The sequence below is a fragment of the Chitinophaga sp. 01L420 genome (assembly GCF_056399985.1).
Map to the genome: position 1 here is coordinate 1 of NZ_JBFTSK010000066.1, position 12,899 is coordinate 12,899.

The following is a 12,899-nucleotide window of genomic DNA, read 5'->3' on the forward strand; positions in this document are numbered from 1 at the left end:
AGTTAACTTTCCCATAGTAATTATTTTAATAATTAATGATGGAACATTCGCCGGGCGGCAAGGGTCGCAAATGTGCACTTCGTTGCCGTTGTAAATGCGTGGAAGATGCCGCTGCCCTTCTGATGTAGCTGGTGCAGGATATTCCCCTGACTTAATTGGTACTGCTTTAAGAAACGGCTTCGTTGATGCACTTTCCGACCATCCGCCCGAACTTTGTGCAGACATGAATTATACCCAGCTAAATTAAGGCCCTACCACTGGGCATCGCTGCATTTGAAACAAATAAAGAACGTTTAGAGAAATCATTTTTTATCCAACAAAGCGCGTATGCCCTTTGATATAGGTGTTTCAGGAGATTGTTTTGCATATTCAAGGTATTTATAAAAAGTAGCGTTGCTGCCTATTTTCAGCGCCTTTCTGATACTTTCCACAGGCTGACCCTCTTTATAAAGTACCTGTACCATTAACGCCTTTTTCTTGGCTTCATCTGATAGTCCACGGGGCCTACCTCCTTTTATCCCCCTTGCTCTTGCGGAATCTTTGGCCCTATCACTCCTGTTCTTAGTGTATTTCCTTTCATTCTCTGCAAAGATTGCACAGATATAATACCACAGCTTCCCCATTTCTGTGCGGGTATCAATCCCCTCACGAATGCTTACAAAATGAATCCCCTGTTTATGAAGATCATCCTGCAGCCTTATAAGATCGGCTGTTTTTCGCCCTAAACGGGAAATCTCAGTTACACAAACAGCATCGCCGTCGCGCAGCTGCTCCACCATCTTATTAAATTCTTCCCGGTCTACTACCCCGCTTTTCTTCTCTGAAAATACGCGCTCACACCCTGCTTTCTGCAGTTCCTCTAATTGGACTGTTAAATCCTGTTCCCGCGTTGATACTCTCGCATAACCAAACTGCATAAAATTACATTTTACTCTACGCCAACGAATATAGTGTAATTTGAAATAGTGTAAAGGTTTAATGTAATGTTTTTTTTATCAGCAGATCATCCGGAAGAATGGTTGCAAAGATTACAGAAAACTGATCAGTTTTGTGTAATTAGAATTTTATAAAAAATAATACAACTAACGTGTTACTTTCGAGTCTTTTGCTATTTAAAGTCACCCTATTTAATATTTGGTTGTACTTAAGTTAAACCCGTAACTATAAACACATTAATGTAATATACTATATGAAAACAAGCATCGCCCTAATTTTTATCTTATTTTCAATTTTAATGTTTAGTTGTAACAAACAGAATGATCAATCTATTTCAACCCCGAAAGTTGAGGTTTGGAAGATTCATGATCGTTATAATAGTGATTCCATTGAGATTGAATATCCAAATGGAAAAATAGTAAAAATAAAAAAGGTTAAAACTGCTAATGATACAGTGTTCACGAGAGGATTGAGAACAGAAACTATTAATGATGAGATAGAAACCAATATACATGATGAGTTTCTAACACCTCCCCTGCCTCCTGGTACTGATCCGACTGATCCTGAAATTTTTTTGAGCGGTGCTGTATGGAATTTTGATTTAGTCGCAAAAGAATTTTCGCTTAATGGTAATATTATTCGTTTTGATAACGTATATGTTGGAATACGAAATCCGGTAGGCACTTACTCCGATAATGGTAGACAAGTTACGAGAATAGCTAAAGTTTTTGATAAGGTAGGATGGGATTGTATACCCTTGTTACCATGCCCTGAAACTGTATTCACATGGCATTGGATTGTAAATGCTTATTATACCTATGAACCTTACAATATTCCTACAACAAGGCAATTTTATTATGATCGTTCAAGAATATGTTATGCAGCTCAAAACTAATAATATGGATAAACCCAACTCCAGCGAACATCATGTAAGATATGAGGCGTTCAGTAGCACTATTGATGAATTGAAAAAAAGTGCCAAAGCTGAAGGAATCATAATTACCGATGATAATATTATGGAAAAGCTAAATATCACAAAAAGCTTTTTTCAACAATATTATGAAACCGACCGGGCTCCAGGAGAAGTTTTTATAACCTTAAGAGAGCATTTTGGAAAATTTATGAATACAATAATTATGACGCATATATATAGTATTCAAATTGACGAACATGAAGATGATAAGGAGGATGACTATTCAGACCTAGATTCTTCGGAAGGGGAAATACATTGAAATACGAAACGAAACTATTTAAAACTAGATTCATGGCTCTTGCTTGGCAAATAAGTTAAAGTCTATAATCCCGACAGAATTACAGATTACCAATCAGTTTTCTGTAATCTCTTTCATAGGGGAATTACCAATACTTTTTTCACTTAAATATAGATCGGTAGTGAAAAGCAGTACCAAAACGTTGTTTGTTAGCAAATAGATTAACCGCAAAAATCACACACAAGTCTTGTTGGTTACCAAATGAAACAAAAACGAAAATCTGAGTATAATACAAATAGGTAATACGGGATTTCAAAACGGGATACCACTACAATACCATTAGTGGCTTTGCTATTTCAGTCATCTCCTTATTTATAAATTAATACTCAATGAAAAGAAAACGAAAACAGGAGCGTCTAAGTGTTGACGCTCCGTAAGATGCAATTTAATAGTGAAGGAGGCAGTGGCCGTAATACGCGCAATTTACTTATACTATTGGGGTTTTATCTCCTTGTTAGCATGGTTATTGGCGGCATAGTTATTTTTGCTCTGAAAAGTGGGGAAATATCGGTTCTCAGTGCTGGTATTGTTGGATCAGGAGGTACAGTAGCCTGTACGATGGCGGCAAAATGGATAAGGGGTAAAGATCCGTGAGATTCCTGCCTATCTTAAAAGGGTCATTTTTGATACTGGATTGCACGTAAGCAGTAGTCACACCATACGAAAATCATTAATAAAAAAAGTCATATATTTGTAATAAATATATAACTTATGATAAACGATGAAATTTTGTTATCCCATGGTTTTAATTATGTGCCTCACTGCAATTATTACAGGTTGAGTTGCAACCTCTTGAATTTGGGTGTAAAATACATTTATGCTCAATGGCTCCTTTCCACTGATCCCCTATTAGATATGCCATTAATCCACGTTTCAACCATTCAGGATATAGACAGGGTATTCCGTGCTGGAACCGGACAGTCACTAATCCTTAAAAGAGTAGCTGAAATACAATTCTCATCGATCTATAAAAATAATTACAGTTATTTACAAATATAGAATTGCAGATCGGTTTGATTAAAAACAGCCCTTCTACTTTTATAGATGTCTACTTTTCTACTTCTGTAAGGAACATTACATTAGAGGATTACACGGCAGCTCTTAAAGCTGCTAAATTTGGTTTTTGTTTGTAGGAGTAGGTGAAAAATAAACGGAAAATCAGCTAAACCCCAGCCAGTGTACTTATAGACAAGGTTCGTATGAGCGAACCAGCCATAGGACAAATTCCGCCGTGGTTACGGGTTTAGTAAAAAAATAATTAAATATTTTTGCGAAAATATTTGCAAAAGTTTACGACCTTTGCGTTACATTCATAAAACAAAAAAGCCCCTGCAGGAACAGGAGCTTGATTGTTTACACATTTTCTAGCTTTTTTGTCCTTTACAAATCGGACAGACGTAAAACCTAAAATGTGTTCTTCCATTTGACGGGTAGTAAACTTTTCCTTTATACCGCCTACTGCGGCAATAAATCACTACCATGTCATGCCCTTTCGGGCATTTTTCAGATGTTACCATTTTCTAAAAAGGGCCGGGGATTAGACAGTCCGGCCTTTTTCTTTATATAGCACTCTCTGCTATAAATATTTTTTCCCGTTGCCTTTATCCCGGATAACGTCAGAATAACTGCGAAGTTAATAGTTTGATTTTCACCCACCAAAAAAAAAGTGATTTACAGCCCCATTTGCGCAGTTTTACAATTTGTGGATAACTCAGATAGCTTGGTGGACAAAAGCTGAATATGAGCCTTAAAATGGGCAAAAAGTAAATAATAACTAAACGAAAACAAAATCACGGATTTACCAACCATTTAACTTGCTGATAATCAATACAATATTTTAGGCCTTTAAATTGAGAAGTTTGCCCAAAACATTTTCACGGCGTACTGATCAGATAAAGTAGAATTACAGCTGCTAATCCCGCTCAAAATTACCATTTGAAAGATAAATTTACAAATGGAAATTTATTTTTGTTTGTAAATATCGTTTTCGTATATTTGCATTAGAAATAGAAAAAGAAGCGAAATCCCAGCGCTGCTGTAAAATGTCTGGGTAATTTAAACTAATGCTGCGGCGTCCGCAGGGGTAAATCAAACCTTCGATATGAGTATTTTCAAAAATTTAACAACCAGACATGAGAGTGATTTCTCGCGGTCCCATAGTTGATTTTGGGGCAAAGCATCCACCAGCCGTTATCCCGTTAAACGATTGGTATAGTAAAATTTTACAGGCAACCTGCAGTAATTTTAGTGAATTGAAAGAAGTTTACAGGACCTGTGACTACATCGGAGACGATCGCTACGTTTTTAACATCGGAGGTAATAACTACCGATTAGTAGCGATAATAAAATTTAAGAATAAGTGTTTATACGTTCGTGGGGTTTTAACACACACAGAGTATGATGCACATAACAAGAATGGGACTTTGATCACAATGTAATGAAACTTCGATTGTGAATTTATTTAGATCCATATGTAAATATGAGTAAAATCGAAACCAAGGTGGCATACTATCGCGCAATGACTGAGCTGGAAACTCTTTTAGAAAAAGGGATTTCAAATCACACAGCGGAAGAAGAAGCCAAACTTGACGAGTTATCAGATGCTATTGAGGCGTGGGAAAATATAGCGTTTCCCATGCCTTTAAAGCCAGATTTCCCTGCAATTCTATCTTATTTGATGGAATCCCGGAAACTGAAACAAAACCAGTTAGCTACTGAATTAGGCATTAGCTCAGGTTTTTTAAGTAATATTTTAAACCGAAAAACAGCTCCTAATGTTGAGCTTCTTAGAGAAGTTCACCTCCGTTACCAAATTGACGGAAACATGCTACTAGAAAGCGTTTAAACCAGATCCATCCTTTTAAAAACAAACTTCCTTACTGTCTGAGAAATCAGGCAGTTTTTTTTTGCCTAAACATCGCGTACCCTAACTTTGCAGAGTAGTAGAAATCTAATTTTCTACTTTTGTAAGGTTCATTACAGAGGGCTCTTGTGATTACACCTGCAGCTCACGGAGCTTTTGCAGCGCTTCTTTTAATTCTGGATATTCATATTCAATAATAGGCTGATTAGGATCCTTCTTTTGAGCATTAAAGGACTTATCTATGGGTACTATACTCAGTTCCTTGTTTTCAGCGGGCACAATTACCCTATCAACTTCCTCTTTCGTCAGGGGATCTGGCGACAGCCACAGCCCAAAGTGTTCGGCGCGGACGTATGCGGGCATACGTAATTTAGAATTGTGCACAATGGCCATTGATGCGTTTGCATCTGTTGTAACCACTGAAAGAGTACGGCGGGCTATCCCAAGGCTTTCAATAAAACAATCATTCCAAACAGCGGCCAGTGCAACCATTCCTTTACCCTTCTGCCCTATCTTAAAAGGATATTTTACTGTTACTGTCTTCCCTTCTTCTTCTTCGTGCCGATTTTCATAAAAATTAGGTGTGAGTACAATACAACGCTGGCCGATGATCGCTTTTTTATACAATCGTCCGCTAAAGGCATCATCTCCCCTACAATTCAGTCCCCCATAATATTTTTTATAAAGTTCTTTCACCTCTGCTTCATCCTTCACCTTCCCGGGTAAAAAGCCCCATGTAACATACTGTATATTATGGGCATCAGTATTAAGTAACACTGGTAAATGTGGGTGCGCCCATCCATTAGCATCATTAAGCCCCGGGTATTCATGTGTGATCGTGAAGTCCGCCTCCCATCGGTAGTCCATAGCGAAATTAGTGCTGTTAACATAGTTATACAGTTCTTCCTCCGTGGGCCGGCGCATATGGTAGCACATAGATGTAGTTTTATATAAATTTACTCTAAATACTGATCTTGAAAACATCCTCCCAGCGTGTAGTGTAGGAGGGCGATTTCCGGGCCTGTTTAAGCTGCCATCTCTCCCCGTAGCCCTGTGAGGCGTATCGTACAATGTTTTTCCCAAATATTGCATTGGTGCTGTCTATGCAATTCATCAATTTTTCAGCCCGTAGCCGATCTACTTTATCAAACAGGCTACCCTGCCGCTGGCTGGCAGGCACAAGATCCAGCACCATTACCCCTGCCTTTTTATAATTGTATCCGGCTCTATAAATAGTATTTAGCGCCTTTCCAGCATAGAACAACAGCTCAGGGGTGTTATTGGCAGGAGTGAGCAACGGTATAGTAATACTCCTATAATACTGCTTATCCTGCATTCTGAATGGATTTGTTTGTAAAAATACATGTATTGCACTGGCGCAGCTGTTCTGGCGCCGCAGCTTCTCCGCACAGCTGGCCATGTGTGTCATTACCCACTTACGCACATCTTCTTTTTCCGTAATAATCTCCGGAAATGACCTACTGGTACATATATTCTGTTTGGGAGGCTGCATTTCTTCAAGTAAAATGCAGGATTGACCTTTTAGCTCTTTCACGAGACGCAGGCCTACCACTGACATACACTTTCGGATCCAGCTTTCAGAAGTCAGCGAGAGCTGCAGGGCAGTGGTGATGTTGTGACGATTCAACATTAGCTCATACTGGCGCCCAATACCCCACACGTCCCCTACCATTGTCTGCTGCAGTGCTACTGATACTTTCTGATCACCCTCTAAAACATGTACCCCGCCTGTCTCAGGATGTTTTTTTGCCCATCTGTTTGCCAGTTTCGCCAGTGTTTTAGTCTTGGCGATTCCCACTGAAACTGGTATTCCTGTTGCCTGTAATATATTCCGCTTTAAACGCTTAGCAAAGGCTTCCAGTTCATTAATAGCCACCCCCTGTAGGTCAATAAAGGCTTCATCAATGCTATAAACTTCGTATTTTGGTGCTGCTGCTGCAATCATCTGCATAACCCGGGCGCTCATATCACCGTAGAGGGTGTAATTACTGCTGAAGATTTGAACATTGTTAGCGTTCAAAAAATCCAACATTTTAAACGGCAGATCCCCCATTTTTATACCGAGATCCTTTGCCTCATTGCTTCGCGCAATGATACACCCGTCATTATTGGAAAGGACAACGACCGGCAGGCGCCGGATACGCGGCTCAAAAACCCGCTGACATGAGGCGTAGAAGTTATTACAGTCAACGAGGGCATACATGGCTATATCTTTTGGGCTTCCGTGATAATGTAGGTAACAACCCCCCAAATTTCCGCATCAATACCCTCTGAAATAGGTATAGGCTTGAATTTCGGGTTTTCTGCAGCAAGCATTACGCCCTGTGGCAAAATCAAATATCGCTTAACAGTAAATTCGCCCAAAACAATTGCTACCACTATATCCCTGTGTTTGGGGGCAAGTGAACGATCAATGATCAGATGGGTGGCTGTAGGGTGTATGAATGCTCCAGTCATGCTATCACCATGAACTTGTGCAAAAAATGTTGCCGTTGGATTGCTGATCAGTAGTGTATTGAGGTCTATGGAATTTTCAATATAATCGGCTGCAGGTGAAGGAAAGCCAGCAGGAAGGCTGCCCGCAATGACAGGTAGTAAAATTTTACTATCGTTAATTATTCGCCAAACCTCTTTCACTGTACTAATATTTTTAGTAAAATTAGGGGATTATTTACTAATTATATTAGTTTTTTATTCGGGTGACGAAAAGCTGATTTGGACAAATTTGTTTGGGTGATATTTATTATAGCCCCCAGCTCCCCAAAAATTACATAAAAAGCCCTGTCACCAGTAGGCAACAGGACTGTGCTATGTTGCCCCTCTTGATGTTATAGTTTCACCGCTAACGGGTAGATAATAGAATCTTGTTGTTTTGAAGGAAAAACCGATCCCGGAAAATTGAGATCGTTAACTCGCCGTTTTATTGGCTTTTTCTGACCCTCTACAAAAACGTTAATAACGCAATCAAATTTATACGCCTCTCTCCCTTTTTTGAGCAACACTTTTAATTTGCAGCTCTCAAATTTCTCTAAGGATATTCCCTGCGATAGCTGCATTTTGATGATTGGGGGGAATGATGTTTTCCATTCAAAATATTGTTGTTTGGATGCCAGCACCTGAGAATCATTTTCGATATAAATATTTAACGGATCTGCTGTTTCCCGCGATAAGTCCCTACTTACAAGTCTTAGCTCTATTGCCTTAATTTTTTGAGCTTTAGCCTGACCTGTTAAGGCTATCAGCCATACTAATAAAAACGTACATCTAAACACAGAGAACAGTTTTTTAAATGAAAGGGGCAGCGGTAGTCGCCACTGCGGATATAAGAATATCGCAATAGTATACTTTACCGTGCGTCCAATCATTTACAAAATCTTACTATGAGCGTATTAACGAAAATTAACATACTTCGGAAAAATCACATATATGTTAAGCAGAAAAAAATTCCGTTTAGATTTCAAGTTTGATTTGCAGTAATGAATAAATTGCTCCTTCTGTAATCGAGAATCAACAAACAAAAATCTGCCAGTATGAGCAAGCCTCCAATGTTAAGAAAGAGATTTAATGTAAAAGAGTACGCCGCAACAAAAATATGGGAGAAAAAGAGTGTGGACTTCTTCATCAAGCATTTCCTTGATCTACAGGAAGGGGAATTAGAGGCTAAAATAATAGAATTAGAAGCAGATCCAAGTTTAACTGAATTAGAAAAACTTTTTGTTAAGGTTGCCCGGGAATCTTTAACGGATGATTCAATGAATACGACACTTTCCGATTAAAGATCTATTGGTCCCGATACCTGGCACTGATGTAATGAACATTACATCAGTGCCAATAAATATAGTTCCTCACAATAAAGTGTAATGTTCATTACATCATTAGTAACTCATTAGTGTAATGCTCTCCGGGGATTTACAATACCGGGGATCTCCTTCTATGATCGGTGTCCCATCAGGTCTGTACGGCTGGTGTGCTATACGCTCGCCCGGACTTCCCTTCAAATAACATTGAAGGGTGCCATCTGGCTGAATAGAACAGCTCACAACTATGTACCATGCTGCTGTATTGCTTGCATCAGGAATAGCTGCTCTACATGTTTTTTTAAAGTCCTCCACATCAAAGGGACGAAACTGTAAAGCATATCTGTCGATGGTTTTATAATCTATTGTCAGTTTTTCCATTGTGTTAGTTTTGGGAATTACGAATGTTAACACTTTCCGGGGGGATAAATGTAACAAATATAATAACAGGGTTATACAGTCTGTGAGGCCTCGCGGTGGCGAATAATCGAAGTACTACAGCTGGGCCGCGCGAATATTCCCGGGTGGCGGTCTGTAGAAAAAGTAAAGTTGTGAAAAATTAGTTAATACGCTCATTTTGTGTAATCATTAACCGTTGAAAATTTGTTATGTGTTTATTTAGCAATGGTAATAAATGGATGGTAGAGGGGGCCGATTATAGGGATCGAAGCCCCCATTTTTAAACTTCTTTATGAAACATTTTATATTGTCGCTCTGCTTTATACTGTTTACTACAGTGTGTTTCAGTCAATCACAAAAACAGATCCTTTTAAAGGGTACTGTTAAGGATTGTAAAGCCGTTTACCTTTCAAAAGTGTTGGTTACTCTCTATAGCGGTGATGGCATCGCCATAAAAAACACAGTAACAGATAATGATGGAAAATTTTCTATTCTTGCCCCTATCGGTAATTACCACTTGATAGCTTCACTTAATGGGTACGGTGCAGAAGAAAACCTATTAATCATTACCGAAAAACAACTACCACAGAGAAATATTAAAACCATCATATTGAAAAACAACACAATTACCCGCTGATAATAGAAAAGTAGAATTATATACAAGCGGAAACGCTAACCTTGACGTTTAAGAGTGTGCATAGGGGATGAAAAGCCGCCGCTGGGCGGCTTTTCTATTATAACCTTGTTATTGCTTGTTTCATTAGAGTTGCAGATGCTTTTTCCAAAATCTCCAATAACTGTTGGTTTGCATAATTTAATGCCAGTGCAGCACCGAGCAATAAGCCAATGAGAAAGGAAATGATAAGCATTAACCTATAATACCGCGCAATTAATTCTTCTATATCATCAATCATAAAGTATAATTTTTCGGGTGACAAAGTAGAAATCCATAATCCAGTGATGTTTATTGCTGCCCGGAAGGCCTCGAAATTGTGCCCTATCGAGGCTATAGAGCTGGGCAAAACAATTTTTTATATTTTTAGTATGATTAGTATTTTCAGTATGATAAATATTTTTAAAATGATGAGTATTTTTAAAAAATAGTTATAATTGTTGTAATACCTTTAACTTGTCGGCGCCCCACTGAATAATGGTCTTTAACAGTTCATCTGGTTCAACTTCGTATAAAGGGTGTTCTTTTTGAAAAGCGGCGGCCCATTTTCTTATCATATCAACACCAGCTCTATAACCTTCTTTTAGAGTATTACAGACACCTAAAATGTAGTGATCAGACAAAATAATGCTAATCATCACCTGATAATCAACTTCCTGTTGCGTGAATGTATCTGTTTCCATATTTTTAGTATTTTTAGTATTTTTAGTATTTTTAATATGATAAAAAATAGTTAAAATATATTATTCAACTACAAGCCGGACATAAGCTGCATTTTGCCTTTTACAGAGTAGATGCATTCGTTTAATTATTTCAATCCCGGGGGCACAATCAGGGAGTTTTTCTAAACATTCCTGCCAATCATCTAACCGATAGAGATCTTCTCCCATTAAATCGCTGGAATCCAGATAAGAAGTGAGGTAGTAAATAAGTGTTTCCCTTACTTCCCTTGGTATTTCATTTACTGCTATATCAATTATTCGGCAGGATCCTAATACACTAAGTGATGAAATAACATTTTTAGTATTTTTCATGTTTTTTATATTTTTAGTATGATTAATATTTTTTTTATTTTTAGTATTTTTTGTAAATATTAAAATAAAGATCCTTGTTGCCCTGCAGGCGGCGCGGGCTTAAATTCCGGTACTTCTGAGGAAGGCTGTGCAGCTGGCGGGCGTAGCCAGATATAGCTTTCGTTCGGGTCTGTGAATTTGGTAAAATATGGGTACCGCATCCCGTCTGACCCTAACACGGTAAAGGTTTTATAACCACAAAAAAAATCATTACTCAAAGTATTCATGTGTGCAACTTCTCCGGAAAGAGAGTTAAACAGGAAGTTTAAAACGGTCATTTTTACGCAAATGTGGTCTACGTCTGCCCCGAAAAATCTTAAAAAGCGGTTTCTTTTCGCTTTAGATAGGAGGGTGCGGCCACTTCCACAGGCGGGATCCAACACAGACTGCCCCGGCTGGGATTCTCCCTGAAACATGGCCATCATGTCACAAATAGGTTCGGGCGTAAAAAACTGGCCGTTGTGGCCGTTGGTTATTTCAATAGTAAAAAACTCTCCGAGTGGATCCCCAAAACCTTCCCCACCATTATCTGAAAGGTCACCGATTATGCTAAACATTTCTAAAAGCAGTTGAGGTGTATTCTTATTCGCTATCCTTTTATTGTCGCTGTATTCACTTAAGGCCCTGTGCCTGTTAATGGGGTCAAAAACCATCAGGCAGAAATCTAAAAACAAACTAAAAGCTTCGTGTTTAGATACGTGCATAGAAAGGGCTGCAAAGCAGCTGTTAAACTGTTTGAAATCATACATATTAAAATATTTATGCTTATTAAGCGCCTCTTTACCGGGGGCGCCGCCGGGAGATAGGATGTTTCGGGTTAATTAATTGCTTTACGGTAGTTCTGGTTAATTAATTGGCTGCCATATTTTCCGCGGATTTCATCCAAAGTTTTATTGCTTCTGCCTCTGCTTTTATAGTCCTCAGACCTAAAAATCCATTTTTCCTTTTTTTCCGCCCATTTAAAACCAGCTGCTTTTATCTGTTTTCTGACAGGATAGGTTGCACCGCCTACCCATATCCAACGCCCTATTAATTCAATGATAATTCCCGGGAGGCTAATTATTTTGTCGATGGCGGCGGCGTATTCCTCTGTAAATCGTAATTCTTCTTCAAGTTTCGATTCGCTCAGATTACCACCTTTCAATATAGTAGCACTGGCAAATGCATATTCATTATTAATATCCTGCATTACCTCTGTTTGTCCTCCGGCGTCCGGGTGGTGCTCCTTTGCAAGTTTTCTGTATAAATCCCTAACTTCATCAATTGTTGAACATGCGCTGAACCATTTCATAAAAAGATATTTAAGGTTAAAAGTTACTAGCTTTCTAGATTGCTAGTAATTTAGATTACTAGCTTTCTAGATTACTAAGTTACTCAATTACTAGTAATCTAGCAAACTAGAAGGACTGTTTTTTGTCATAAAATAGTCACTATTTTTAATATTTTTAGTATGATCACTATTTTCCATATTATTAAATAATAAAATATTTTTAGTATTTTTTATTCCGGCCTTGCCGGCCTCCATTGTTTGAAACCCCCGCCGGGAGGGGTGGGTATGGGGAGGGGGTGGCTCGGCGGCAGCAGCCCCCCCTTACAGAATGAATGGCCGTATGGCCCAAAAAAATAGGGCAAATGAGAAAATAGCAAAATATGCTTCCTGCAGATGAATGGAGCGTCGCAACGATGTTTGATAGTCAATCGAATGCTTAACCCCATACTATTTTTAGTATTTTTAGTATTTTTTTAAAATATAAAGTGTAACAATAATAGTAATAATCAACTTCTTATGATGTATCACGACAAAATTGGAACAGCTTTTTTTATAGAAAGCACTTATGGGGTAGTAATGCGACATTTTTGTAACTT

At 38.5% G+C, this 12,899-nt stretch carries 18 protein-coding genes; 6 read left to right on the top strand and 12 right to left on the bottom strand.

The genetic code is table 11. The annotated features are described in order from the left end of the window. Both AC1DP6_RS33930 and AC1DP6_RS33935 read right to left on the bottom strand, forming a co-directional pair. Window positions 1–225: hypothetical protein (locus tag AC1DP6_RS33930; protein WP_477058850.1), on the bottom strand; the 225-nt coding region annotated here is incomplete at its 3' end. Window positions 226–302: 77 nt separating this feature from the next. Continuing rightward, window positions 303–917 carry a recombinase family protein gene (locus AC1DP6_RS33935; RefSeq protein ID WP_477058851.1) on the bottom strand — a complete coding sequence of 205 codons (615 nt, stop codon included), beginning with the start codon at window positions 915–917 and terminating at the stop codon, window positions 303–305. Window positions 918–1,189: 272 nt separating this feature from the next. Here AC1DP6_RS33935 and AC1DP6_RS33940 point away from each other — a divergent pair, with 272 nt between their 5' ends. The 4 genes from AC1DP6_RS33940 to AC1DP6_RS33955 all read left to right on the top strand — a co-directional run bounded on the left by AC1DP6_RS33940 (window position 1,190) and on the right by AC1DP6_RS33955 (window position 5,052). Beyond that, window positions 1,190–1,831, top strand: coding sequence for a hypothetical protein (locus AC1DP6_RS33940; RefSeq protein ID WP_477058852.1), 642 nt, complete (start codon window positions 1,190–1,192; stop codon window positions 1,829–1,831). Between the two features lie 4 nt (window positions 1,832–1,835). Next, window positions 1,836–2,168 (top strand): hypothetical protein, encoded by a 333-nt coding sequence (locus AC1DP6_RS33945; protein ID WP_477058853.1) that lies wholly within the window; start codon window positions 1,836–1,838, stop codon window positions 2,166–2,168. A 2,171-nt stretch (window positions 2,169–4,339) separates the two neighbouring features. Next, a complete protein-coding gene (locus AC1DP6_RS33950) occupies window positions 4,340–4,645 on the top strand; it encodes a type II toxin-antitoxin system HigB family toxin (protein WP_477058854.1) in 306 nt (101 codons plus the stop codon). A gap of 41 nt (window positions 4,646–4,686) precedes the next feature. Further along, a complete protein-coding gene (locus AC1DP6_RS33955; RefSeq protein ID WP_477058855.1) occupies window positions 4,687–5,052 on the top strand; it encodes a helix-turn-helix domain-containing protein in 366 nt (121 codons plus the stop codon). A 150-nt stretch (window positions 5,053–5,202) separates the two neighbouring features. On the opposite strand, the gene AC1DP6_RS33960 is transcribed toward AC1DP6_RS33955, so the two are convergent. The 4 genes from AC1DP6_RS33960 to AC1DP6_RS33975 all read right to left on the bottom strand — a co-directional run bounded on the left by AC1DP6_RS33960 (window position 5,203) and on the right by AC1DP6_RS33975 (window position 8,456). After that, window positions 5,203–6,006: an SOS response-associated peptidase family protein gene (locus AC1DP6_RS33960; RefSeq protein WP_477058856.1), complete on the bottom strand. Its 804-nt coding sequence runs from the start codon at window positions 6,004–6,006 to the stop codon at window positions 5,203–5,205. Between the two features lie 25 nt (window positions 6,007–6,031). Beyond that, window positions 6,032–7,294, bottom strand: a complete 1,263-nt coding sequence (locus AC1DP6_RS33965; RefSeq protein WP_477058857.1) for a Y-family DNA polymerase — start codon at window positions 7,292–7,294, stop codon at window positions 6,032–6,034. Between the two features lie 2 nt (window positions 7,295–7,296). Beyond that, window positions 7,297–7,728: a LexA family protein gene (locus tag AC1DP6_RS33970; protein WP_477058858.1), complete on the bottom strand. Its 432-nt coding sequence runs from the start codon at window positions 7,726–7,728 to the stop codon at window positions 7,297–7,299. A 191-nt stretch (window positions 7,729–7,919) separates the two neighbouring features. Beyond that, complete coding sequence (locus AC1DP6_RS33975; RefSeq protein ID WP_477058859.1) at window positions 7,920–8,456, bottom strand: hypothetical protein; 537 nt, start codon at window positions 8,454–8,456, stop codon at window positions 7,920–7,922. Window positions 8,457–8,621: 165 nt separating this feature from the next. Between AC1DP6_RS33975 and AC1DP6_RS33980 the strand changes: the two genes are divergently transcribed. Next, window positions 8,622–8,867: a hypothetical protein gene (locus AC1DP6_RS33980; protein ID WP_477058860.1), complete on the top strand. Its 246-nt coding sequence runs from the start codon at window positions 8,622–8,624 to the stop codon at window positions 8,865–8,867. A gap of 99 nt (window positions 8,868–8,966) precedes the next feature. Here AC1DP6_RS33980 and AC1DP6_RS33985 read toward each other — a convergent pair whose 3' ends face one another. Beyond that, window positions 8,967–9,269 carry a hypothetical protein gene (locus tag AC1DP6_RS33985; RefSeq protein ID WP_477058861.1) on the bottom strand — a complete coding sequence of 101 codons (303 nt, stop codon included), beginning with the start codon at window positions 9,267–9,269 and terminating at the stop codon, window positions 8,967–8,969. A gap of 310 nt (window positions 9,270–9,579) precedes the next feature. On the opposite strand from AC1DP6_RS33985, the gene AC1DP6_RS33990 reads away from it, so the two are divergent. After that, on the top strand, window positions 9,580–9,924 hold the full coding sequence (locus AC1DP6_RS33990) for a carboxypeptidase-like regulatory domain-containing protein (RefSeq protein WP_477058862.1): 345 nt from the start codon (window positions 9,580–9,582) through the stop codon (window positions 9,922–9,924). Between the two features lie 97 nt (window positions 9,925–10,021). Here AC1DP6_RS33990 and AC1DP6_RS33995 read toward each other — a convergent pair whose 3' ends face one another. The 5 genes from AC1DP6_RS33995 to AC1DP6_RS34015 all read right to left on the bottom strand — a co-directional run bounded on the left by AC1DP6_RS33995 (window position 10,022) and on the right by AC1DP6_RS34015 (window position 12,324). Next, the gene (locus tag AC1DP6_RS33995; protein ID WP_477058863.1) at window positions 10,022–10,201 is read right to left on the bottom strand and encodes a hypothetical protein; all 180 of its coding nucleotides are present in this window, start codon (window positions 10,199–10,201) and stop codon (window positions 10,022–10,024) included. Window positions 10,202–10,391: 190 nt separating this feature from the next. Then, window positions 10,392–10,643 (bottom strand): hypothetical protein, encoded by a 252-nt coding sequence (locus AC1DP6_RS34000; protein ID WP_477058864.1) that lies wholly within the window; start codon window positions 10,641–10,643, stop codon window positions 10,392–10,394. A gap of 60 nt (window positions 10,644–10,703) precedes the next feature. Next, window positions 10,704–10,994 carry a hypothetical protein gene (locus tag AC1DP6_RS34005; RefSeq protein WP_477058865.1) on the bottom strand — a complete coding sequence of 97 codons (291 nt, stop codon included), beginning with the start codon at window positions 10,992–10,994 and terminating at the stop codon, window positions 10,704–10,706. A gap of 59 nt (window positions 10,995–11,053) precedes the next feature. Beyond that, complete coding sequence (locus tag AC1DP6_RS34010) at window positions 11,054–11,590, bottom strand: N-6 DNA methylase (protein WP_477058866.1); 537 nt, start codon at window positions 11,588–11,590, stop codon at window positions 11,054–11,056. 260 nt (window positions 11,591–11,850) lie between these two features. Beyond that, complete coding sequence (locus tag AC1DP6_RS34015; protein WP_477058867.1) at window positions 11,851–12,324, bottom strand: hypothetical protein; 474 nt, start codon at window positions 12,322–12,324, stop codon at window positions 11,851–11,853. Window positions 12,325–12,899 lie beyond the last annotated feature (575 nt).

Bases quoted from the DNA above. Each gene is read 5' to 3' on its own strand.
- AC1DP6_RS33960 (WP_477058856.1), bottom strand. From the start codon at position 6,006: ATGTGCTACCATATGCGCCGGCCCACGGAGGAAGAACTGTATAACTAT.
- AC1DP6_RS33945 (WP_477058853.1), top strand. From the start codon at position 1,836: ATGGATAAACCCAACTCCAGCGAACATCATGTAAGATATGAGGCGTTC.
- AC1DP6_RS33935 (WP_477058851.1), bottom strand. From the start codon at position 917: ATGCAGTTTGGTTATGCGAGAGTATCAACGCGGGAACAGGATTTAACA.
- AC1DP6_RS33950 (WP_477058854.1), top strand. From the start codon at position 4,340: ATGAGAGTGATTTCTCGCGGTCCCATAGTTGATTTTGGGGCAAAGCAT.
- AC1DP6_RS33980 (WP_477058860.1), top strand. From the start codon at position 8,622: ATGAGCAAGCCTCCAATGTTAAGAAAGAGATTTAATGTAAAAGAGTAC.
- AC1DP6_RS33965 (WP_477058857.1), bottom strand. From the start codon at position 7,294: ATGTATGCCCTCGTTGACTGTAATAACTTCTACGCCTCATGTCAGCGG.
- AC1DP6_RS34015 (WP_477058867.1), bottom strand. From the start codon at position 12,324: ATGAAATGGTTCAGCGCATGTTCAACAATTGATGAAGTTAGGGATTTA.
- AC1DP6_RS33985 (WP_477058861.1), bottom strand. From the start codon at position 9,269: ATGGAAAAACTGACAATAGATTATAAAACCATCGACAGATATGCTTTA.
- AC1DP6_RS33940 (WP_477058852.1), top strand. From the start codon at position 1,190: ATGAAAACAAGCATCGCCCTAATTTTTATCTTATTTTCAATTTTAATG.
- AC1DP6_RS34005 (WP_477058865.1), bottom strand. From the start codon at position 10,994: ATGAAAAATACTAAAAATGTTATTTCATCACTTAGTGTATTAGGATCC.
- AC1DP6_RS33990 (WP_477058862.1), top strand. From the start codon at position 9,580: ATGAAACATTTTATATTGTCGCTCTGCTTTATACTGTTTACTACAGTG.
- AC1DP6_RS33955 (WP_477058855.1), top strand. From the start codon at position 4,687: ATGAGTAAAATCGAAACCAAGGTGGCATACTATCGCGCAATGACTGAG.
- AC1DP6_RS33975 (WP_477058859.1), bottom strand. From the start codon at position 8,456: ATGATTGGACGCACGGTAAAGTATACTATTGCGATATTCTTATATCCG.
- AC1DP6_RS34010 (WP_477058866.1), bottom strand. From the start codon at position 11,590: ATGTTTAGCATAATCGGTGACCTTTCAGATAATGGTGGGGAAGGTTTT.
- AC1DP6_RS33995 (WP_477058863.1), bottom strand. From the start codon at position 10,201: ATGATTGATGATATAGAAGAATTAATTGCGCGGTATTATAGGTTAATG.
- AC1DP6_RS34000 (WP_477058864.1), bottom strand. From the start codon at position 10,643: ATGGAAACAGATACATTCACGCAACAGGAAGTTGATTATCAGGTGATG.